Source organism: Nitrospirillum amazonense, from assembly GCF_007828045.1.
Classification (GTDB): domain Bacteria; phylum Pseudomonadota; class Alphaproteobacteria; order Azospirillales; family Azospirillaceae; genus Nitrospirillum; species Nitrospirillum amazonense_C.
The window spans coordinates 14,239-34,675 of sequence record NZ_VITN01000025.1; the positions used below are offsets into that span (position 1 = coordinate 14,239).

Annotated in this window: 20 protein-coding genes and 1 tRNA gene; 8 read left to right on the plus strand and 13 right to left on the minus strand. The window is 65.7% G+C overall.

Features of this window, described 5'->3' with window-relative positions:
• Positions 1-5 precede the first annotated feature (5 nt).
• Together FBZ89_RS25960 and FBZ89_RS25965 are read right to left on the minus strand one after the other, a co-directional pair.
• Positions 6-1,223: an FAD-dependent oxidoreductase gene (locus FBZ89_RS25960; RefSeq protein WP_246172588.1), complete on the minus strand. Its 1,218-nt coding sequence runs from the start codon at positions 1,221-1,223 to the stop codon at positions 6-8.
• A gap of 195 nt (positions 1,224-1,418) precedes the next feature.
• Positions 1,419-1,494 (minus strand) — tRNA-Ile (locus FBZ89_RS25965).
• A gap of 611 nt (positions 1,495-2,105) precedes the next feature.
• On the opposite strand from FBZ89_RS25965, the gene FBZ89_RS25970 reads away from it, so the two are divergent.
• Positions 2,106-3,776: an MFS transporter gene (locus FBZ89_RS25970; RefSeq protein WP_145753504.1), complete on the plus strand. Its 1,671-nt coding sequence runs from the start codon at positions 2,106-2,108 to the stop codon at positions 3,774-3,776.
• Between the two features lie 117 nt (positions 3,777-3,893).
• On the opposite strand, the gene FBZ89_RS25975 is transcribed toward FBZ89_RS25970, so the two are convergent.
• The gene (locus tag FBZ89_RS25975) at positions 3,894-4,607 is read right to left on the minus strand and encodes a COQ9 family protein (RefSeq protein WP_145753505.1); all 714 of its coding nucleotides are present in this window, start codon (positions 4,605-4,607) and stop codon (positions 3,894-3,896) included.
• Between the two features lie 111 nt (positions 4,608-4,718).
• Positions 4,719-5,258 (minus strand): peptide deformylase, encoded by a 540-nt coding sequence (gene def, locus FBZ89_RS25980; protein ID WP_145753507.1) that lies wholly within the window; start codon positions 5,256-5,258, stop codon positions 4,719-4,721.
• 330 nt (positions 5,259-5,588) lie between these two features.
• On the opposite strand from def, the gene rpsU reads away from it, so the two are divergent.
• Positions 5,589-5,792, plus strand: coding sequence for a 30S ribosomal protein S21 (rpsU, locus tag FBZ89_RS25985; RefSeq protein ID WP_012567245.1), 204 nt, complete (start codon positions 5,589-5,591; stop codon positions 5,790-5,792).
• Positions 5,793-5,897: 105 nt separating this feature from the next.
• On the opposite strand, the gene FBZ89_RS25990 is transcribed toward rpsU, so the two are convergent.
• Both FBZ89_RS25990 and FBZ89_RS25995 read right to left on the minus strand, forming a co-directional pair.
• A complete protein-coding gene (locus tag FBZ89_RS25990; protein WP_145753509.1) occupies positions 5,898-6,221 on the minus strand; it encodes an HNH endonuclease signature motif containing protein in 324 nt (107 codons plus the stop codon).
• A 63-nt stretch (positions 6,222-6,284) separates the two neighbouring features.
• Entirely contained in the window at positions 6,285-6,485 is a 201-nt protein-coding gene (locus FBZ89_RS25995) for a hypothetical protein (RefSeq protein ID WP_244909245.1), read from the minus strand.
• Positions 6,486-7,007: 522 nt separating this feature from the next.
• Here FBZ89_RS25995 and FBZ89_RS26000 point away from each other — a divergent pair.
• Genes FBZ89_RS26000 through FBZ89_RS26010 form a run of 3 tightly spaced genes read left to right on the plus strand, consistent with a single transcriptional unit; the run spans position 7,008 to position 10,096 of the window.
• On the plus strand, positions 7,008-8,237 hold the full coding sequence (locus FBZ89_RS26000) for a Re/Si-specific NAD(P)(+) transhydrogenase subunit alpha (RefSeq protein WP_145753510.1): 1,230 nt from the start codon (positions 7,008-7,010) through the stop codon (positions 8,235-8,237).
• Between the two features lie 5 nt (positions 8,238-8,242).
• Entirely contained in the window at positions 8,243-8,671 is a 429-nt protein-coding gene (locus tag FBZ89_RS26005; protein ID WP_040848625.1) for an NAD(P) transhydrogenase subunit alpha part 2, read from the plus strand.
• 15 nt (positions 8,672-8,686) lie between these two features.
• Positions 8,687-10,096, plus strand: a complete 1,410-nt coding sequence (locus FBZ89_RS26010; protein WP_145753512.1) for an NAD(P)(+) transhydrogenase (Re/Si-specific) subunit beta — start codon at positions 8,687-8,689, stop codon at positions 10,094-10,096.
• A 110-nt stretch (positions 10,097-10,206) separates the two neighbouring features.
• On the opposite strand, the gene FBZ89_RS26015 is transcribed toward FBZ89_RS26010, so the two are convergent.
• The 3 genes from FBZ89_RS26015 to FBZ89_RS26025 all read right to left on the minus strand — a co-directional run bounded on the left by FBZ89_RS26015 (position 10,207) and on the right by FBZ89_RS26025 (position 12,847).
• The gene (locus tag FBZ89_RS26015) at positions 10,207-10,662 is read right to left on the minus strand and encodes a DUF29 domain-containing protein (protein ID WP_145753514.1); all 456 of its coding nucleotides are present in this window, start codon (positions 10,660-10,662) and stop codon (positions 10,207-10,209) included.
• 78 nt (positions 10,663-10,740) lie between these two features.
• Positions 10,741-11,769, minus strand: coding sequence for a S66 peptidase family protein (locus FBZ89_RS26020; protein ID WP_246172589.1), 1,029 nt, complete (start codon positions 11,767-11,769; stop codon positions 10,741-10,743).
• 13 nt (positions 11,770-11,782) lie between these two features.
• Entirely contained in the window at positions 11,783-12,847 is a 1,065-nt protein-coding gene (locus FBZ89_RS26025; protein ID WP_246172590.1) for a LysR family transcriptional regulator, read from the minus strand.
• A gap of 41 nt (positions 12,848-12,888) precedes the next feature.
• Between FBZ89_RS26025 and FBZ89_RS26030 the strand changes: the two genes are divergently transcribed.
• The 3 genes from FBZ89_RS26030 (at position 12,889) to FBZ89_RS26040 (ending at position 15,278) form a co-directional block, all read left to right on the plus strand.
• Positions 12,889-13,659, plus strand: coding sequence for an SDR family oxidoreductase (locus FBZ89_RS26030; protein WP_145753515.1), 771 nt, complete (start codon positions 12,889-12,891; stop codon positions 13,657-13,659).
• A gap of 131 nt (positions 13,660-13,790) precedes the next feature.
• Complete coding sequence (locus FBZ89_RS26035; protein WP_145753517.1) at positions 13,791-14,171, plus strand: nuclear transport factor 2 family protein; 381 nt, start codon at positions 13,791-13,793, stop codon at positions 14,169-14,171.
• A 6-nt stretch (positions 14,172-14,177) separates the two neighbouring features.
• Positions 14,178-15,278, plus strand: a complete 1,101-nt coding sequence (locus tag FBZ89_RS26040; protein ID WP_145753519.1) for an alkene reductase — start codon at positions 14,178-14,180, stop codon at positions 15,276-15,278.
• A gap of 526 nt (positions 15,279-15,804) precedes the next feature.
• Here the strand turns inward: FBZ89_RS26040 and FBZ89_RS26050 are convergent.
• The 4 genes from FBZ89_RS26050 to FBZ89_RS26065 all read right to left on the minus strand — a co-directional run bounded on the left by FBZ89_RS26050 (position 15,805) and on the right by FBZ89_RS26065 (position 20,408).
• Positions 15,805-16,359 (minus strand): helix-turn-helix domain-containing protein, encoded by a 555-nt coding sequence (locus FBZ89_RS26050; protein ID WP_145753521.1) that lies wholly within the window; start codon positions 16,357-16,359, stop codon positions 15,805-15,807.
• A gap of 26 nt (positions 16,360-16,385) precedes the next feature.
• A complete protein-coding gene (locus tag FBZ89_RS26055; protein ID WP_145753523.1) occupies positions 16,386-17,213 on the minus strand; it encodes an alpha/beta fold hydrolase in 828 nt (275 codons plus the stop codon).
• 906 nt (positions 17,214-18,119) lie between these two features.
• Positions 18,120-18,317 (minus strand): hypothetical protein, encoded by a 198-nt coding sequence (locus FBZ89_RS26060; RefSeq protein ID WP_145753525.1) that lies wholly within the window; start codon positions 18,315-18,317, stop codon positions 18,120-18,122.
• A gap of 45 nt (positions 18,318-18,362) precedes the next feature.
• Positions 18,363-20,408 carry an aminopeptidase P family protein gene (locus FBZ89_RS26065; protein ID WP_145753527.1) on the minus strand — a complete coding sequence of 682 codons (2,046 nt, stop codon included), beginning with the start codon at positions 20,406-20,408 and terminating at the stop codon, positions 18,363-18,365.
• Positions 20,409-20,437: the final 29 nt, after the last annotated feature.

The window sequence follows — 20,437 nt, forward strand, 5'->3', positions numbered from 1 at the left end:
CCGCCTTAGCCAAACGCCGGCGGCGGAAACAGGCCGGCGATGATGCGCACTGACTGTTCCGCCAGCGGGCGGTCGGGCTCGATGCTGTCGTCGTTGTAGCCGTAATAGTCGTCCGGCCCCACCGCCTGGAAGACGAAGCCGTCACGCCGCGGCACGAAGGACACGCCGTTATAGAACAGGCCGTAGTGCACGTCCTCCTGCGGGATCATGCGCGCCAGCTGGCCCCGCACCGGGATGATGGAGGTGTCGCCCATCAGGGCGCGGGCGCCATAGCCGGTGCAGTTCACCAGCACCTTCTGGGCCACGCCGGCGAAATCCGCCGGGGTGTGGAACTCCCGCACCTCGATGCGGCCGCCATTGGCGTGGAACTCATCCAGCAGCAGGCGGGCATAGCTGGAGATGTTGAACACCATGTTGGTGTTGCGCCGGACCAGGCGCGCGCCGAAGGGGTGCAGGCCCGCCGGCACCTCGGCGGAATGGGGCGTCAGGTCAGGCAGCAGGTCGTGGCGCAGACTATCAGCGAAGGGCGGGCGATTGTCGGGCTTCTCCTCCTCCTCGTGGTCCTTCCGATCCGCCACATTGTAGTTGTCCACCCACTCGATAGGCGTGCCGGGCAGGCCCAGCAGGCTCTGGTAGGCCTGGAAGGACGTCAGGCACATGCGCGCCCACAGGGCCTTGAACGCCGGCGTCGCGTACTGTTCCAGGCAGATGCGCGAATCCGGCGACCAGACGCCGGTGGCGAAGCTGGACCGGGTGTCGGGCGGCAGATCCTTGGCATAGATGGTGACCTTGGCGCCGGCGCGCTGCAACTGCAGCGCCGTGGTCAGGCCGATGGCACCGCAGCCGATGACGGCGACGTCGCGCTCACCCAGGGCCATGGCCTTCTCCGTGGCCACCAGGCCCGTGCCCCAGGACAAGGACCAGCCGCTGCCGCCATGGCCGTAATGGTGGACTACCAGCTTCTGGCCGATGCGCTCCACCTCCAGCCGGGGGCCCTGGGCGCGGAAGGGGCGCGTACAGACGGTGATGCGGGTGATGCGGTCGGGCGTGGCCCGGATGGGCGTCAGCGCCAGGGGCGACCGCGCCGCCTCCGGCGCGCCGCCGTGCCGGCCCCCCTCCCCATTGACCGCGCACCCGGCCAGCATCAGCGCGGCGCCCGCACCAGCCAACAGATCGCGGCGGCCCACGCCCACGGCCAGACCCTTCCTCCGCTCCACCGCCATGCCATCCCCCTTGTTGATTGCGGGGCGCTCCTTGAGGCGCCAGCGCCAGGAAACGATAGGGTAAAAGATTATCCTGAGAAACCAGGAGTTTGGCCACGTAGAGAGAACCACGGGGCAGCGGGCGCCCCACCAGCCGCACTTTGCCAAGCACGGATTGGCGGCACCTTGGAACAAGGCGGGACGCTGGAGGGAGAATGGTGGGCCCGGCAGGACTCGAACCTGCAACCAGACCGTTATGAGCGGCCGGCTCTAACCGTTGAGCTACAGGCCCACGCGGGGCGCACTTTGCCGGGTGAGGCGGCGGGTTGCAACACTCTTCATAAATTTTTTGCGACACCGTCCAAACCGTTGGAAATGCGCCGCTATCCTTTTGATTCGGCGTATGTTGGCGGGTGAATGCCATGTTGCCGGCTCAGGACTGAGGTGCTACCTTTGCAAGGCTTGGGACGGTACCGGTATCCTTTGTCCAGGCGGCAAATGGCCGCGCTGTCACTTTGGGTAGCGGTAACAGGCACCAGGCGAACGCGGGCCCCCGCATCAGGGTGACCCGCATGAGGTTCCGGCCAACGGGGCCCGCCAAAGCGGTTGAGTGTCGGGTTCGGGGCCATTGCGTGCCTCGGCACCAGGGGGACGAACGCGAAGGGGGGGCCAGCGGCAGCAATCCGACATACATGCCTGGTTCGGGCAAGCCTGGTTCGAGCAGGCTTGGTTTGAGATGTCCCGCAGGTGGACCGCCCGGTTGGCCCTGTCCATCACCAGGCCCACGGGGGCCGTTCATGGCACGACGCGTCCGCCCGCCCCGGAGACCCTCCGGCAACGGCGGAAGCGCCCGTACCGCCCCCGCCGCAGTCAATACCAGAACATCCATGGGAGGAAGTCACGATGGCGAACATCGCCAGCAGCAGTACCAAGGGGGCCTCGACCGGCATGACGAAGGAGGAGCGCAAGGTCATCTTCGCCTCGTCCCTCGGCACCGTGTTCGAGTGGTATGATTTCTATCTGTACGGTTCCTTGGCCGCCATCATCAGCGCCCGCTTCTTCTCGGGCTTGCCGACGCAGGGCGCCAAGGACGTGTTCACGCTGCTGGGCTTCGCGGCCGGCTTCTTCGTCCGCCCCTTCGGCGCCCTGGTCTTCGGCCGGCTGGGCGACCTGGTGGGCCGCAAGTACACCTTCCTCGTCACCATCGTCATCATGGGCCTGTCGACGGCCGTCATCGGCTTCCTGCCCAGCTATGACTCGGTGGGCGTCCTGTCGCCCATCCTGCTGATCTCCCTGCGCCTGCTGCAAGGCCTGGCGCTGGGCGGCGAGTATGGCGGTGCCGCCACCTATGTGGCGGAGCACGCGCCCCACGGCAAGCGCGGCGCTTACACTGCCTGGATCCAGATCACCGCCACCGGCGGCCTGTTCCTGTCGCTGCTGGTCATCCTGGCCTGCCGCACCAGCCTGCCGGAAGCGGACTTCAAGGAATGGGGCTGGCGCATCCCCTTCCTGGTGTCCCTGGCCCTGCTGGCGGTATCCCTGTGGATCCGCCTGCAACTGGACGAATCGCCGCTGTTCAAGAAGATGAAGGCGGAGGGCAAGACCTCGTCCTCCCCCATCCTGGAAAGCTTCGGCAACCTCTATAATCTGAAGTTCGTGCTGCTGGCCCTGTTCGGCGTCGTCGCCGGCCAGGCCGTCGTCTGGTACTGCGGCCAGTTCTATGCCCAGATCTTCCTGAAGAGCACGCTGAAGATCGACCCCAACACCGCCGACACCCTGGCGGCCGTCGCCCTGCTGTTCGCCACCCCCTTCTTCGTGGTGTTCGGCGCCCTGTCGGACCGCATCGGCCGCAAGAAGGTCATCCTGGCCGGCCTGGCCCTGGCCATCCTGACCTACTTCCCCATCTTCCGGGGCATCACCCACTTCGGCAATCCGGCCCTGGAGGCCGCCATGGCCGCCAGCCCGGCCACGGTCACCGCCGACCCGGCGGAATGCACCTGGCAGCTGAACGTGGCCGGCACGTCCAAGTTCACGTCCAGCTGCGACGTGGCCAAGGCGGCGCTGGTGGGCAAGAGCGTGCCCTACAGCTCGGTCGACGGCGGCGCCGGTTCCGTGGCGCAGATCAAGATCGGCGACACCGTCATCGACAGCTATAACGCCAAGGCGCCGGACGCCAAGGAGAAGAAGGCCGCCTTCGATAAGGCGGTGGCGGACGCGGTCAAGGCCGCCGGCTATCCGGCCAAGGCCGATGACGCCGCCATCAACAAGCCGGCGCTGACCTTCCTGCTGTGGGTCCTGGTCATCTACGTGACCCTGGTCTACGGCCCCATCGCCGCCATGCTGGTGGAGATGTTCCCGTCGCGCATCCGCTACACCTCCATGTCCCTGCCCTATCACATCGGCAACGGCTGGTTCGGCGGCTTCCTGCCCGCCATCTCCCTGGCCATCGTGGTCACCACCGGCCAGATGTACGCCGGCCTGTGGTACCCGATCATCGTGGCCGCCATCACCTTCGTGATCGGCCTGCTGTTCGTGCGGGAAACCAAGGACACGGAAATCAGCCACGACAAGTAAGCGCGGCTTTGCGGCGCTGAATGGCGAAGGGCCCGGACATCCGTCCGGGCCCTTTCTTCATGGGGCAGCCGAGGCGATCACACGGAACCGGTCACGCCCGCCCCTCACGCCCGCCCCTCACGCCCGCTGGCGCAGATGGCGGGAGAAGCGCAGGGGTGAGGGCATCAAGCCACCCCAGCCTTTCAGCGACGACAGCTTCGGAAGCGACAGGGTGGCCATGCCCTTGCCGACCGCCATGACGTTCTCGATCCGGCGGTCGAGGAAGGCCCAGGTGTCGGCATGGTCGGGCGAACGGTCGCTCAGCCAGTACAGCACGGTGGCGGTCTGCACGGCGGCCAGCAGGGCCCGCTTGGTGTAATAGTTAAAGTCGGTCGACTGGTCGCCGGCGGCATACCAGGCGGCATCCACCGTGCGGTACAGCAGACGGGCGGCCAGGCCGGCATGGGTGGGCAGCGCCAGGAAGGAGCTGGCGCGCTGCACCGCCTCCGCCCACGGCGCCAGCAGTTCCAGGCGCACGCGCACGGCCAGGGTGACTCGCGCCCGCACCTTCATCGTGGTCAGGTCCCGGCCCGCCAGCTGCGCCAGCACGGCGCGGTCGGCCCAGTCGCTGAACTGCGCCACCACATCGGCCACACCGTCGGGGAACAGGGCCGCCAGCTGGGCCTGCCCCATGCCCGCATCGGCTGCGCCCTGGCGCAGCGCCGCGGTCGACCAACCGTCGAAGGCCACGTGCGGCAGGACGGCCAGCATCAGCCGGTCGCGCAAAACCAGCCGCTCATCCTGGGGCAAAGCAGCGGCGGCGGTGTCGGTGTCGGTGTCGGGGGCGACCATGGGAACCATCCCTTGCAACGAGGGCGACCGACCGGCGGCCGCGGGGTTGGCGCGAGTATAGGCCCGCGTCCTCGCCGTCTCTACCCCCTCGAACGAAAGCGACGGTCCAGGTCAACCGGGCAGCCTGGGCACCGACTCGGTGCCGAAATACTTCATTTCCTCCGTGAAGCTGAGGAAGCGAAGGTCGTTCATGCGATCCAGGTACAGTACCCCGTCCAGGTGGTCGCACTCATGCTGCACCACGCGGGCATGGAAGCCCCGCGCCTCGCGTTCCACCACCGACCCGTCCAGGGCCAGGCCGCGATACCGGATGTGGTTATGGCGGGGCACGGCGCCGCGCAGGCCGGGGATGGACAGGCACCCTTCCCAGCCGAACTGCATCTCCTCCGACAGGGGCTCCACCACCGGGTTGACCAGCACCTGGACATCGACGGTCTCCCCGCCCGCCCGCTCCGCCGGGACGCGGAAGACGATGACGCGCCAGCCGACATGCACCTGGGGGGCCGCCAAGCCCACGCCCGAGGAATCGACCATGGTTTCAATCATGTCCTGGGCCAGTTGGCGGACCACCGCGGGTATCGGCTCTTCCACCGGCACGGCCGGACGGCGCAGCACCGGATGGCCCATGCGGGCGATCTTCAGAATGGCCAACGTTCCCCCTTCCCCGGATCTTCGATCAAGTGCCGCCAAGCCCCGCGCCGGCGCGCCCTTACTCCGATATAGGTGGTACCCTGTTAGTTTCCACGGGTTGGGGCGTCCTGTCACCCCGGAGGCCGCCGCCTGTCCTTTGGATAAGCGATCATGGCCCCATCCCGGCCCATCCCCGGAATGCATGGGGGCCCCGCGCGGCCATGGCGGGATTCACTTCACAGGGCGGGGGGCCTGTGTTATACCACCGGCCTCCGATCGGGCTGCCTGCGCGACCGTGCGTCTTGGCTATTACCCGTTAACCTTTTACTCTGTTTGGAGTGGTGACGTCCCGTGCAAGTGCTGGTTCGTGACAACAACGTCGATCAGGCCCTCCGCGCTCTCAAGAAGAAGATGCAGCGCGAAGGCATTTTCCGCGAGATGAAGCTGCGTCGCAACTACGAGAAGCCCTCGGAGAAGCGCGCCCGTGAGAAGGCCGAGGCCATTCGCCGCGCCCGCAAGCTGCTGCGCAAGCGTCTGGAGCGCGAGGGCTACTAAGCCTCTCACGCGCTGTCAGACGCACGGACGGAGCCGCCCCTGAAGCTCAGTGGGCGGCTTTTGTCATGCCTGCGATTTGCGTGAAATGCCAAGGCACGCCGCCGGTCATATCCGGCGCCTTGGTTCCGTCCGGGTCACGAATTCCGGTGGCTTGTTCGCCACCCAGCGGATGAAGGCGGCGATGGCGGGATGGGCGCGCAAGGCGTCCACCGTGGCGTAGGGCCCGGCCAGTTCCCGCTCCGTCAATTCAGCATGGACTTTGCGGTGGCAGACCCGGTGCAGCGGCACCGTCACCCGTCCGCCTTCGCTGCGCGGCACCAGGTGATGCTGTTCCACCGAGGGACCGGGCACCAGGGGCCGGCCGCACAGGGCGCAGGGGCCCGATGGCACGTCAAGGGCCGCCCCTTCCGGCGCCCCACCGATTCTCATGGATTTCCGGCCCATGTCCCCTTCCCGGTCCTGATGCGTCAGGGCCGGGGGAGTATAGCGCCCTTAATGGCGGCGCGCGCCGTCCTCACCGAACACCACGACCGGATAGCCGTTGTAGTTCTCCGGCGCGCCGTGGTCCGGCGCCGTGACGCGCAGATAGATCAGGCCCTCGCCAATACCCACGCCCACCACGGGGCGGCCGGCTTCCGTCAGTTCCTTGAACAGGGCGCGCCCGGCCGCGGCCAGCGCATGGGAATCGGTCATCACGAACTCTCTCGTCCACATGGGCGTCACCCGCATCCTGTAAGGCCGTTGCTGTCTGATGACGGTTCAACGCCCGACGGGGGAACACCGGGCGCAGTTTAACGGCGCGATTTGGACCAAACCACCCCAATGTCCCGCATAGGCCTTTTTCGCCCCTGGCCTCGCACCGCATCCTCGCCCACCCTATCTCCTCCCGAGGCACCCATTTCGACGGGGGCCGTCCCGGCGCACCGCATGGCTGGCCCTTATGGTAACCGGTGGACAATTCGACTTGTGCCTGTACACCCTGGCAATGAGGAGGGGGATGAACGGATGGCATTAATCACTTTTGCTGCGAAGCCTTGCGCATATCGTGACGGTTCCATGCGCATGACCCTCCGCTTCTTCACAAAGATTACCGGATAGGTCATGGTGGCCCAGCGTCATCACCCTTCCGCGATAAAGACCTTCTCGCGGCCAAATTGAATCAAGCTGGCCCAAACCCAGCATCATGGGGTCCAGCGATCATGGGGAGCGTAACCAATGAAAATCGGCGTACTTAAAGAACGTCGACCGGGGGAGCTGCGCGTCGCCGCCTCGCCCGAGACGGTACGGAAATTCGTCGGGCTCGGATTCGACGTCACCATCGAGACGGGTGCCGGCGTCGGCGCCGCCATCACCGATGACGCGTTCGCCGCCGCCGGCGCCACCATCGCGGCCGACGCCGCCGCCACCCTGGCCGACGCCGACGTGGTGCTGAAGGTGCAGCGGCCGGAACCGGAAGAGCTGGCGCTGATCAAGCGCGGCGCCAAGCTGGCCGCCATCCTCAGCCCCTATGGCGACGCGGACCGGGTGAAGAGCTACGCCGACGCCGGCGTCGATGCCTTCGCCATGGAGTTCATTCCCCGCATCACCCGCGCGCAAAGCATGGACGTGCTGTCCAGCCAGGCCAACCTGGCCGGATACCGCGCCGTGCTGGACGCGGCGTACGAGTTCGGCCGCGCCTTCCCCATGATGATGACGGCCGCCGGCACCGTGCCGCCGGCCCGAGCCTTCATCATGGGCGTGGGCGTGGCGGGCCTGCAGGCCATCGCCACCGCCCGCCGCCTGGGCGCCATCGTCTCGGCCACCGACGTACGCCCGGCCACCAAGGAACAGGTGCAGTCGCTGGGCGCCACCTTCGTCGCGGTGGAGGATGAGGAGTTCCAGCAGGCGCAGACCGCCGGCGGCTACGCCAAGGAGATGAGCGCCGACTACCGGGCCAAGCAGGCGGCCCTGGTGGCCGAAACCATCAAGAAGCAGGACATTGTCATCACCACGGCGCTGATCCCCGGCCGCAAGGCCCCGGTGCTGGTGACCGACGCCATGCTGCGGACCATGAAGACCGGCGCCGTGGTCGTGGACCTGGCGGTGGAACAGGGCGGCAATGTCGAAGGCAGCGAGCCCGGAAAGATCGTCGAGAAGTACGGCGTGAAGATCGTGGGCCACACCAACGTGCCCAGCCGCATCGCCGTGGACAGCAGCGCGCTCTACGCCAAGAACCTGCTGAACTTCCTCACCCCCCTGGTGGACAAGGAAACCAAGGCGCTGAAGATCGACTGGAACGACGACATCATCAAGGGCACGGCCCTGACGCGCGACGGCGCCGTCGTCCACCCGACCTTCGCCCCGGCCGCCGCGCCGCCGCCACCGCCACAGCCCGTGGCGGCCACGCCCGAGCCCGCCCCCACCCCGGCCGCCGAACCGGCCGCCGCGCCTGAGAAAGCGGAGTAAGCCCCATGGACGCGCAAAACTACGCCAAGAACGCGGCCGACCTCGCCACGAACGCGCAGAAGCTGGCCGAGCAGGCCGCCAACGTGGCCAACCAGGCGACGCAGATCGCCACCGACCAGGCCCAGCAGGGCATGCCCTTCATCGTCACCGGCCTGACGGTCTTCGTCCTGGCGGTGTTCGTCGGCTACTACGTCGTCTGGCGGGTGACGCCGGCCCTGCACAGCCCGCTGATGAGCGTCACCAACGCGGTGTCGTCGGTCATCATCGTCGGGGCCCTGATCGCCACCGGCGCCCACCACTTCGGCTTCTCCATGGTGATGGGCTTCCTGGCCGTCATCCTGGCGTCGGTGAACATCTTCGGGGGCTTCATGGTCACCCAGCGCATGCTGGCCATGTACAAGAAAAAGGCCCCTGCCCAGGGCGCCAAGAAGTAAGGGGGCCGGACCATCATGCTGATCGCGACTTCGCTCGCCTATCTCGCGGCCGCCGTGTGCTTCATCATGGCGCTGCGCGGGCTGTCCAGCCCGGAAACGGCCCGCACCGGCAACGCCTACGGCATCGCCGGCATGGCCATCGCCATCATCACCAGCCTGTTCGTGCTGCCGCAGTTCTCCTTCCTGGCGGCGGTGCTGATCATCGTCGGCATCGCCATCGGCGGTGCGGCGGGCGCCCACATCGCCCGCACCATCAAGATGACCTCGCTGCCCCAGCTGGTGGCGGCCTTCCACAGCCTGGTGGGCCTGGCCGCCGTGTTCATCGCGGCGGCCGCCTTCTACGCGCCGGAGGAATACCGCATCGGCACCGATGGCGACATCCATGTCGGCTCCCTCATCGAAATGAGCCTGGGCATCGCCATCGGCGCCATCACCTTCACCGGCTCCCTGGTCGCCTTCCTGAAACTGGACGGCCGCATGAGCGGCAAGCCCCTGGTCTTCCCCATGCAGCACCCGCTGAACGCCGCCTTGGCCGCCAGCCTGGTGCTGCTGATCCTGCTGCTGTGCACGACGCAGAGCGCCTTCTTCTTCTGGCTGATCATCCTGGTGTCGCTGGGCCTGGGCTTCCTGCTGATCCTGCCCATCGGCGGCGCCGACATGCCGGTGGTCGTGTCCATGCTGAACAGCTATTCCGGCTGGGCGGCCTGCGGCATCGGCTTCACCCTGCAGAACCCGCTGCTGATCATCACCGGCGCGCTGGTCGGCTCCTCCGGCGCCATCCTCAGCTACATCATGTGCAAGGGGATGAACCGGTCCATCTTCAACGTCATCCTGGGCGGCTTCGGCGGTGACGCCGCCGCCGGCGCCGCGGCGGGCCCGGCGGGCGACCGCAGCTTCAAGTCCGGCTCCGCCGACGACGCCGCCTTCATCATGAAGAACGCGTCCAGCGTCATCGTCGTGCCCGGCTACGGCATGGCGGTGGCCCAGGCCCAGCACGCCGTGCGCGAAATGGCGGACATCCTGAAGAAGGAAGGCGTGGACGTGAAGTACGCCATCCACCCGGTGGCGGGCCGCATGCCCGGGCACATGAACGTGCTGCTGGCCGAGGCCAACGTGCCCTATGACGAGGTGTTCGAACTGGACGAGATCAACCGCGATTTCGGCCAGGCGGACGTCGCCTACGTCATCGGCGCCAACGACGTCACCAACCCCGCCGCCAAGACCGACCCCAGCAGCCCCATCTACGGCATGCCCATCCTGGACGTGGAGAAGGCCAAGACGGTGCTGTTCATCAAGCGGTCCATGGGCGCGGGCTATGCCGGCGTGGAGAACGAACTGTTCTTCCGCCCCAACACCATGATGCTGTTCGGCGACGCCAAGAAGGTCACCGAGGAGATCGTGAAGGCCATGTCCGGAGGACATTGAGAAATATCCACCGGAGGACATTGATCCCTTCCGGTCCGGCACGAATGACAAGGCCCGGCGGAGCGATCCGCCGGGCCTTTTCCTTGACCGCTATCGTCGCATGGCCACCGTCAATGCGCACCGCCCTCCGGCCAAAACGCCTCGTCCATGATGTCCCCGAAGGCCCACGGACAAGAGCTGGGGAAGATGTTTTCCGGCAGGTTGGTTTCCGCGGAGGCGGCGATGATGGCGCGCTCGTACGCGGCCGCCACGGCATCCGCGAGCTGGGCCTTCAGGCTCGGGTTGTCGGCCAGATGGTCACGCACCTCGAGACGTTGCGTGCGGATGGTGGCTTCCCAGGACCGGCCCCGACGCTCCGGCTGATATCCCCACTTGAGCAGGTGCGAAAGCAGGACGGCAAGACGGCTTATCAGCTCCCGCTTTTCAGTTTTGCCCATACTCTCGATTTCCTCGGCAATATGCGCGATATCGGCCGCCGCCAACTTGCCGGCACGAAGCAAGGCCGCCTGCTCATTGGCCCAGGCGTAGAAGTCTCGTTCATAAAGCGACGGAGTGTAACCCGACATAATGACCTCCAGGCTCACCACACGCCTTACAATAGTCACTCGACCCGTGTTCCGCCATAGCCCCGCCCCGGTGCGTGTCTACCCCACCACCCCGCTCTCCAGCACCGTCAGGGTGCGGGCCGTGGCGTCGAGGTGGACCTGGACGCCCAGCGGCAGGGTCAGGGTCTCATCGGTGTGGCCCAGGGCCAATCCGGAGAAGACCGGGATGCCCAGGTCACCCAGCACCAGGTCGAACACCTCGTTCAGGCCGTAGGGCGAGGCGTCGGAGGGCTTGTCGCAACCGGCGCAGGCGCCGACGACGACGCCGGACGCGGCCTGGAGCTTTCCGGCGTGGCGCAGGGTCCACAGCATGCGGGCGATGGCGTAGGGCGCCTCATCCACGTCCTCGACCATGAGGATGGCGCCGCGCGTGTCGATCTCCCCCGGCGTGCCCATGGCCGCCATGATCATGGACAGGTTGCCGCCCACCAGCCGGCCGCCGGCCTGGCCGGGCGTGATGGTGCGCAGCGGGTAGTTGGGGCGGAGCGGATTGCCCTCCTCCGGATTGGGGAGGGCGCCCAGGGGTGCCGGCGCGCAGACGGCACGGCGCAACGCCTCCAGCGAAAAGGGCGTGAACTTGGCCAGGCCCGGCATGCGGCCATGGAAGGTGACCAAGCCCACCTTGCGCGCGATGGCCAGATGCAGCAGCGTCGGGTCGCTGAACCCTAAGAACACCTTGGGGTTACGGCGGATAAGATCGTAGTCCACGCGGTCCACGATCTCACTGATGCCATAGCCGCCGCGCGCGCAGAAGACACCGCGGATGGCGGGGTCATTGATGAAGCCGTGCAGGTCGGACAGCCGCTCCTGGACGGAAGCCTTGAAGGCCCGCGACCGGTCGAAGAGATGCGGGGACAGCACCGGCACCAGGCCCAGGGCCTGGATGACGACCGCCACCCGGTCGGCGACGGCGGGGTCATAGACGGCGGTGCTGAGGTCCAGCACGCCCACCTTGTCGCCCGCCCGCAACATCGGGGGCTTGACCGGGGATCCACCCGCCGCCGCCGGAGCCGAAGACGCGATGACGGCGGCGGTGCCCGCCGTCGCCAGGAATGAACGCCGATCCACTGCCGCCCCCCTGTCACAAGGACGGCAGCTTAAAGGATGCTGGCGGGTCCGCAAACCCGCCAGCCGTGGCGACAGGAGCCCCGAAAATCAACGCGTCCCAAGGCGTCGGTGAGGGAAACACCTCCGCGAGGTAGCCTAAGAACGCCTTAACATTTGGATTTCCGCGCCGGCTCTCAGGCCAAAGAGCGGTTATGTGCGACCTGGGAACAATGAATTCACGGAGCACGGGAATCAATTCCTGTCGCCTGACATACGGCGCTGCGGCGAAAGTCGGCGAAATGCCTATTCCGCCGCCTGCCGCCACGATGGACACAACGGCATCGCTGACATCCGCAACGACTCCAGCATCCGGTAAGATATCTCGGGTGCGATCCCCCATCACAAAAGACCATCGAAAAGTTTGCCCGGAACTCTGAAAGCGGAAGTTGACGCAATCATGATGCCGGAGGTCGTCGGGATGATGCGGTATTCCGCGTCGGGCGAGGTAACCCGGCGATGCAAAGGCGCAGAGCCCGTGTGGCGCCAATTGACGACCGATCAGCCGAGAGTCGGAGAGATCACCCACTCGGATGGCGACGTCCACGCCTTCCTCAATCAGATCGACGAATTGATCTCCCAAACGGAGATCAACAGACAGTCTTGGATAGCGGTCTCGGAAACGTGGCAGCGCGGGTCCGATCACATGGACGCCGATCGGAAGCGGCGCAGTCACCTTCAGGATGCCGACCGGCTCCGTGCGCGCCGCCGCCGCCGCCTGTTCTATCGCTTCTGCTTCTTGCAGCAGTCTTAGGGCGCGCTCATGGAGGTCACGTCCCTCGGGTGTCAGGGTCAGAGATCGGGTTGTGCGCGTGAACAGAGAAAGCCCTAACTGCTGTTCCAATCGCTGAACGCTCTTGCTGACAGCCGATGGCGAGACGGAGAGTGCCCTTGCCGCCGCCGTATAACTGCCGAGCGAGGCGGCGCGCGCGAACGCGATCAATCCAGTCAAGCGCTCGAAATTTATTTGTGCCATAGAGGCATAAATAAACCGAAACCGGACCCAATTATCAAGGAAACTTCGCGCGGCTACCTTCTTCATCACTGGCGCCCATGGGCGCCTCCAAGGGAGGGAGCCCAGTCATGAGCGCGAATACCGAAGTCACCGCCCCCAAGCCAATCAAGGGCATCGTTTCAAGTCAGTTGGAAGGGCGCACCGTCGTCATTTTCGGCGGTACCTCGGGGATCGGCCTTTCGTCCGCGAAACAGGCGAACGCCGCCGGGGCCAAGGTGATCGTCATCGGCTTCGACCGAGCCGGCGCAGAACGAGTTGCCCAGGAAAGCGGCTTCGCCGGTTGGCGCGCGGCCGATGTCACGAAGCCGGATACCATCACCGCAGCCCTCGCCGATATCCCGCACGTCGACCACCTTGTCCTGCTTGCAGGCACATTCGTGGCCGGCAAGATCCTGGAGACTGATGTCGACCATCTACGCCGGGCGTTTGATGAGCGTATCTGGGCGGCTGTCCATACGATCCGCGCTCTCGGGGACCGTCTCGCCGCCGAGGGCTCGATCACCTTCATTTCAGGCGCCCTCGCCGATCGCCCGAATGCCTATGGGACGGCGGTGCTCGCCGCCGCTTCCGCAGCGATGGAGGCTCTTGCCCGAGGGCTGGTGTTGGAACTGGCCCCACGCCGTGTCAACACCCTTTCGCCCGGCACCACCGACACGCCGCTGCTGGGCCGGACCCTTGGTGACGGCCGCGACGCTTACGTGGCGGCGCTGAAGGAGAAGCTGCCGCTGCATCGTCTCGGCACGCCCGACGAGGTCGGGGCCGCTGTGGTCTTCCTGATGAGCAATGGCTTCATGAACGGCGAGACGCTGCACGTGGATGGCGGTTCGCGGCTCGTCTAACGCTCTCGTCACCCGTGCTCGCGCCTCTTGGCCACGCGAACCGCGCCGCCGGCTGACGAGGAACCGCGACGCCAACCCGGGCACCCTCGTCAACATGGCCTGACCACAACTCATCACGAAAGCAGACATTCATGTCCACGCAGGAACCCAACTACGACGCCCTGCTCCGTGCCAATCTCGAGCGCGTCTTCAATGAGCGGGACGCCGCAAAGCGGGCGGAGGCCATTGACGAGATATATGCCACCGATCCTGTGATGTACGAGCCGGACAACATCGTGCAGGGCTGCGCCGCTATTTCCGATATTGCAGGCAATCTGCTGGATCAGTTCGGACCCACCTTCCGCTTCACCCCCACGGGCCGCGCGGTCGGCCATCACGGGCTCGCCGTGTTGCATTGGGAGGCCGGCCCCGAAGGGGCTCCGATCACCGTTACCGGCTCCGATGCCGCGCAGATCGTCGATGGACGGATTGCACGGCTCTGGGTGCTGTTGAATACCCCGGCCGGGCAGTAAGGCATCATGCCAACCTTGTTCGAGCCCATTCGTCTCGGTGCCCTTTGTGCACCCAATCGCATCTTTATGGCGCCGATGACCCGGGCGCGCGGGACGCGCGAGCACATTCCGACGCCTATCATGGCCACTTATTACGCCCAACGGGCCTCGGCCGGGCTGATCATCAGCGAAGCGATCGGAATCTCCCGCGAGGGCCTTGGTTGGCCCTATGCCACAGGTCTGTGGCTGCCCGAGCAGATCGCCGGCTGGCGGCGCGTGACCGACGCGGTCCATGGAGCAGGTGGCCGGATCATCGCCCAGCTTTGGCACATGGGCCGTGTCGTCCATCCGAACTTTCTTGCCGGGGCGGAGCCGGTTTCCGCCTCGGTGACCACCGCACCTGGACATGCTCATACCTACGGTGGTCGGCAGCCCTATACGGCGGCGCGCGCCCTTCGCCTTGACGAAATCCCGAGCCTCCTCGCCGATTTCGGGCGGGCGGCGCGCAATGCGATGGAAGCGGGATTCGATGGCGTACAACTCCACGCGTCCAACGGCTATCTGATCGACCAATTCCTGCGTGACAGCAGCAATTTCCGTGACGATGCCTATGGCGGCCCGATCTCCCACCGCATCCGCCTGCTGCGCGAAGTGACCCAGGCAGTCGCCGATGCCATCGGCGCGGACCGCACGGGGGTTCGCCTATCGCCCAACGGCGAAACCCAAGGGGTGCGCGACAGCGACCCCCTGCCGCTGTTCATCGCCGCGGCTGAAGCGCTTTCGGCGATCGGCATAGCTCATCTCGAACTCAGGGAACCCCCGCTCGATGGGACGTTCGGCGTCGGCTACCTGGACCCGCTCGCGGCGCAACTCCGGCCCGCCTTCAAAGGACCGCTGATTCTGAACTCGGACTTCGATGCCCAGCGAGCGCAGGCCGCTTTAAATGCGGACATCGGTGACGTCGTAGCTTTCGGGCGCCCGTTCATCTCGAACCCTGATTTCCCCCGCCGGCTAGCCGAAGGTCTGCCGCTGACGCCAGGTGATCGGGAGACGTGGTTCACGCAAAGCCCGGACGGGTACATCGACTACCCGCTTGCCGAACCACCACTGCACATGCACCGCACCTGAAGCTCGATAACTCGGGGAAATAGAAGAATGACTGACAACCCAGCCAGCGAGGTGGCTTTCGTGGAAGGCGGTGCGTATGTCTCGGTGCAATCCAATTGCCAAACCGGCTGACCACGTGCCGGTCTGCGTGGCCTGATGATGTCAGGCCGCGAGGAATGCGCTTGGCTATTGTGGCCACCCAGCATTCGCAGCCTTCGGCAAGCCGCTGGAGCACTTAACGTTCGGCGGTCGACGCTCAGTCGCTGCCTGCGCAATCTTGAGAACCCCAACCGGCAGCGGACTCGTCATACTTCCCGACGCCGTCCGGCCGCCCCTTCGCCATATACTTCTCCAGACCTGCGCGGCGCCGAGATCCGGCATCGATCATGCCCCCCGTGCTCCAACGCATGGATTGCCTTTCCTTCATACGGATACGCGAACCTTGCCGCCGCCACCAGCGGCCCGGCGGTCAGGGTCGAGGATGGGCTGCTGCAGATGTCCGGCCAAATCGAAACGCGGCCTTCACCCAGGGGTCGCCGTCGTTCCGTCACGCGGCTGCGAGTGCGTCGTGGGAAATAGTGTCCATGGCGTAGCGACGGCGCCAAGCGCCCGGGCTGATCCCGGTTGCACTGCGGAAGTAGCGGCAGAAATGCGACTGGTCGGCCAGCCCGCAGGCAAAGGCGATCTCGCTCAGGCTGTGTGATGTTGTCAGCATCAGTACCCGCGCGCGCTCGATCCGCGCTGCGATGACGTAGGCGTGGGGTGTCCTGCCGAAGCTAGCCTTGAAGGCACGGCAGAAATGGCTGGTGCTGAGCGAGCAAAGGCCTGCCAAGTCGCCGGTGGAGATCGCCCGGTCGAGATGCTCGTCGATATATTTTTTCACTTTCAGCCCCTGCCACGGTGCCAGCCCGCCGCGCCGGGACAGGAGGCGCTCGCCAGGCGCCTTCATCGCGAGAAGCGCCGAGAGGCGGGCGGTGGCCTGTATCGCGGCGTCCAGATCGCGGTCCAGCGCGATCTTGATGTAATCGAGCAGCCTGCCTGCCTCCGCCGCGATGAGCTGGTCGGATCGGATCGATCTGGCGGTGGCCTGTGCAGTGAGCATGGTTCTTATCCCTCATCTCATTGCGTTCAGCTCCGCGCGAAAGTGAGAAGATCGGCATTTAATTTGTCCTGGTGCGTCGAAGCCAACCCGTGCGGTGCTCCCGAATAGACCTTGAGCACAGCATTCGGCACTATTTTGGCGGTCAGCACGCCCGCGTGGCCGATCGGCACGATTTGATCGTCGTCGCCATGAATCACCAACGTCGGCACGTCGATCTTCTTGAGATCCGCCGTGTAGTCCACTTCGGAAAACTCGTGGATGCAGGCATATTGGCCGACAATCGAACCCGTCATGCCTTGGTTCCAGAAAGTCTGCTTCAGGCCGTCGTTTATCTCAGCGCCCTCGCGGTTCATGCCGAAGAACGGCACCGCCAGATCGAGGTAGAATTGCGAGCGGTTGTCGAAGACGCCCTTTCGTAGGCCGTCGAACACGGAGATGTCGAGACCGCCCGGCCATTGATCGCTCGAAGCCATGATTGGGGGCACCGCACCGACTAGAACAACCTTCGCCACTCGAAAGGTGCCGTGCCGTCCGATGTAGCGCGCTACTTCGCCGCCACCGGTCGAGTGACCAACCATCACGGCCTTGCTTACGTCGAGCGCATTCATGACCGCAGCGAGATCGTCGGCATACGTGTCCATGTCGTTGCCGATGCCAGGTTGGTCCGAACGGCCGTGGCCACGGCGATCATGCGCGATCACGCGGAAACCGTTCTGAAGCAGGAACAGCATTTGTCCGTCCCAGGCATCCGAACAGAGCGGCCAGCCGTGTGAAAATACGAATGGCTTTGCGCCCTTGTCCCCCCAGTCCTTATAAAAGATTTTGGTGCCGTCCCCGGCGGTCACGAAACTCATCGTGGGTCCTTCCTATATTGCAGAAATGCTGAAATAGCGGCACCCTCCGGTCCCACATGCGTGATCGATTGATATTTTGATGAGCGCTTTGCTAGCCGCCTTGGGCTGACTTACCGCCTAGATTCACTCATCGAATGCTTTGCGAAGGTGGTCGCCTTCTTCGAGCGTCGACCCCGTGCCGAAGCTGCCAGTGGTCAGGAGGAGATGGTCAAAATGCGGGATATCGGCAGTCGATTGCGCGATGAGATGCCCACAAACATCCATCGCTCGCCGAGCAATCGAGATCATTTGAGTATACGGCTATTCCGCGCGAATAACGTCGAGTCTGACGTCTTTAACCTTTGCTCTCGGCGACTTTGCCCAGATTCCCCCCCAACAGGCCGATGCCCAATATGCCAGTGAAGTGAGGGCGGCGTTTCTTCTTGAAGCCGGAAGCGAAGCAAGCGCGGCGATGAGCATCCACTCTCCAAGTCACGCGGTTGTCGAAATCCAGACGAGGTTATAATCTCAACACATGACCGATAAGGGGCGCAGGGCTCTCATCACAAATTCCATCAAGGCACAAATTATCGACTGGTGCTTTCTCGATTCGATACGTTTCAACCTACGGATTAAGGTGTCACCCGACCTCTGAACTCGACGGCGACCAACGAGGTCACGTCCCGCCGAGTTCTCTAATCTGGACTGTCAATGCCCATGTGGGTTGATTGGCCTTATGGGGAGACATCGCCGCCGGGCTCACGGTTCTCTTCGTGGCCGCTGAGCGCCACACCATGGCCTTGGATGGCTGGAGCGGGTCAATGTGGTGTCCGCCATTCCTTTGCCGGCGGTAGGCGCGGGAACGACCTTGCTCTGGCCTTCGTCCCGGCGGGGACGAACCCTTGTGGCTGACCTGTTCCGGGGCGGTCAGGCGACCGCGTCTGGTTCTGGCATCCACCGGAACTCCGATCCATCGCACCACATGCTGTGCAGAATGACGGCCAGTTTGCGGGCGACGGCGACTTTGGCCTTTTTGAAGCCCGAACGCTTGGCGATGCGCAGCCCCCAGGTCTGAAGCGCGGAGGGCTTCTTGATCCGGGTGAGGAGCACGTTGGGTCGCTTCATAGAGATGGGGCCAGACCTCCTGGTCCCCGCATTTCGAGAGTTCTCTCAGATGGGCGCCGTCGCGGTGGCCAGCCAGGCGGCGGCGTCCGCCTCCAGCTGCGGCCCCACCTTTTCCGCCACGCGGGCGTGATAGGCGTTCAGCCAAGCCTTCTCCGTCTCCGTCAGCAGCGACGGCTCGATCAGATTGCGGTCGATGGGCGCCAGGGTCAGGGTCTCGAACGCCATCATGGGATGGTCGCCGCCGGGAATGTCCGCCGCCGGCCGCACCAGCACCAGGTTCTCGATACGGATGCCGTACTGGCCCGTGCGGTAATAGCCGGGCTCGTTCGACAGGATCATGCCCGGCACCATGGCCACGGTGTTGGGCGCCTTGGCGATGCGGGCCGATTCCTCATGCACCGACAGGAAGCTGCCCACGCCATGGCCGGTGCCGTGGTCATAGTCCAGGCCCTGGGCCCACAGGAACTGCCGGGCCAGGATGTCGATCTGCGAGCCGGTGGTGCCCTTGGGGAAGCGCAGGGTGGCTAACGCGATGTGCCCCTTCAGCACTAGGGTGAAGTGGCGCTTGGCCTCGGCCGGCGGGGTGCCGACGGCCACCGTGCGGGTGATGTCGGTGGTGCCGTCCAGGTACTGCCCACCGCTGTCGATCAGGTAGACGCTGTCCTTCTCCAGCACCCGGTTGGTCTCCGGCGCCGCGCGGTAGTGGACGATGGCGCCATTGGGCCCGGCGCCGGAAATGCTGTCGAAGCTGGTGCCCCGGAACAGCGGCTGTTCCTTGCGGAACTCGAACAGCCGGTCCGACGCCTCGATCTCCGTCAGGGTGCCGGCCGCCGCCGCACCGCTCAGCCAGTGCAGGAAACGGGTGACGGCGACGCCGTCGCGGGCATGGGCGGCGCGGGTGCCGGCGATCTCCACGGTGTTTTTGGCGGCCTTGCGGAAGACGGTGGGGTCGCGTTCCTTCACCACACGGGCGCCGGCCTCGGTCAGGCGGTCGAACACCCAGGACGCGGTCCAGACGGGATCGACCCGCACCTTGCCGCCGGTGGCGCCAATGGCCTCCAGCGCGCCGCGCAGCTCTTCCGGCTTGCGGACGGAGACCTGATTGCCCAGGTGGACCTCCAGCCCCGGCACCAGCTTGCGGCTGTCGATGAACAGGTCGACGTCGCCGTCATTGGTCAGCAGGGCGTAGGACAGCGGCAGGGGCGTGTTGGGCACGTCGCCGCCACGGATATTCAACAGCCAGGCGATGCCGTCCGGCTGGGTCAGCACGGCCGCCAGTTCCCCATTGCGCTTCAGCTCGGCCGCGATCTCCGCCCGCTTGTCGGCGGAGGACTGGCCGGCCTGGGCCAGGGCCTGGGCTACCACCGGCCCCAGCGGGGCGGAGGGGCGGTCATGCCAGATGGCGTCCAGCGGGTTGGTCTCCACCGCCACCAGATCCGCGCCGGCGCGGCCCAAGGCCGTCTTCATGCGGTCGATCCAGCCCACGGTGTGCAGCCACGGGTCATAGCCGACACGGCCGCCCTTCCTCACGATGCCGGCGATCCAGTCGCCGTGGAAGGCCTCGGTCAGGTGATGGCGCTCATAGAGGTTGGCCGACACCTGGGCCTCGGCCTGCAGGGTGTAGCGGCCATCGACGAAGACGGCGGCGCGATCGCGCAGCACCACGGCGATACCGGCCGAGCCGGTAAAGCCCGTGATCCAGGCCAGACGCTCCGACCGGGCGGGCACGTACTCACCCTGGAATTCATCGGCGCGGGGAATGACGAACCCGTCCAAATCCATGCGCGCCAGTTCCGCGCGCAGCGCCGCCACGCGGGCGGCGATGTCGCCCACCTGCGGCGGGGGCGGCGCCTCGATCAAGGACTTCAAGGCGGCCAGCTGGGCCGCCAGTTCCTCCGGCAGGTCGCGGCCGAACAGGGACAGGAAATGGCCCGGGTCCACATCCTCCGGCGCCGCCCGCACCCCGCGCAACAGGTCCCGCACCCCGGCCACATCACGGTCGATGCCAGCGGCCTTCAGCAAGCGGGCCAGCTCGGCATCGCCCCGGTAGGGTTCAACGGCGGGGTGCGGGGTATGATGGGTGCTATCCACGGATAAGACGCCTCTCTCAAGGCCGCGAG

Excerpts from the sequence above, each read along its gene's own strand:
- FBZ89_RS25960 (WP_246172588.1), bottom strand. The coding sequence starts at position 1,223 with ATGGCGGTGGAGCGGAGGAAGGGTCTGGCCGTGGGCGTGGGCCGCCGC.
- FBZ89_RS25970 (WP_145753504.1), top strand. The coding sequence starts at position 2,106 with ATGGCGAACATCGCCAGCAGCAGTACCAAGGGGGCCTCGACCGGCATG.
- FBZ89_RS25975 (WP_145753505.1), bottom strand. The coding sequence starts at position 4,607 with ATGGTCGCCCCCGACACCGACACCGACACCGCCGCCGCTGCTTTGCCC.
- FBZ89_RS25990 (WP_145753509.1), bottom strand. The coding sequence starts at position 6,221 with ATGAGAATCGGTGGGGCGCCGGAAGGGGCGGCCCTTGACGTGCCATCG.
- FBZ89_RS25995 (WP_244909245.1), bottom strand. The coding sequence starts at position 6,485 with ATGACCGATTCCCATGCGCTGGCCGCGGCCGGGCGCGCCCTGTTCAAG.
- FBZ89_RS26000 (WP_145753510.1), top strand. The coding sequence starts at position 7,008 with ATGAAAATCGGCGTACTTAAAGAACGTCGACCGGGGGAGCTGCGCGTC.
- FBZ89_RS26005 (WP_040848625.1), top strand. The coding sequence starts at position 8,243 with ATGGACGCGCAAAACTACGCCAAGAACGCGGCCGACCTCGCCACGAAC.
- FBZ89_RS26010 (WP_145753512.1), top strand. The coding sequence starts at position 8,687 with ATGCTGATCGCGACTTCGCTCGCCTATCTCGCGGCCGCCGTGTGCTTC.
- FBZ89_RS26015 (WP_145753514.1), bottom strand. The coding sequence starts at position 10,662 with ATGTCGGGTTACACTCCGTCGCTTTATGAACGAGACTTCTACGCCTGG.
- FBZ89_RS26025 (WP_246172590.1), bottom strand. The coding sequence starts at position 12,847 with ATGAAGAAGGTAGCCGCGCGAAGTTTCCTTGATAATTGGGTCCGGTTT.
- FBZ89_RS26030 (WP_145753515.1), top strand. The coding sequence starts at position 12,889 with ATGAGCGCGAATACCGAAGTCACCGCCCCCAAGCCAATCAAGGGCATC.
- FBZ89_RS26035 (WP_145753517.1), top strand. The coding sequence starts at position 13,791 with ATGTCCACGCAGGAACCCAACTACGACGCCCTGCTCCGTGCCAATCTC.
- FBZ89_RS26040 (WP_145753519.1), top strand. The coding sequence starts at position 14,178 with ATGCCAACCTTGTTCGAGCCCATTCGTCTCGGTGCCCTTTGTGCACCC.
- FBZ89_RS26050 (WP_145753521.1), bottom strand. The coding sequence starts at position 16,359 with ATGCTCACTGCACAGGCCACCGCCAGATCGATCCGATCCGACCAGCTC.
- FBZ89_RS26055 (WP_145753523.1), bottom strand. The coding sequence starts at position 17,213 with ATGAGTTTCGTGACCGCCGGGGACGGCACCAAAATCTTTTATAAGGAC.
- FBZ89_RS26060 (WP_145753525.1), bottom strand. The coding sequence starts at position 18,317 with ATGAAGCGACCCAACGTGCTCCTCACCCGGATCAAGAAGCCCTCCGCG.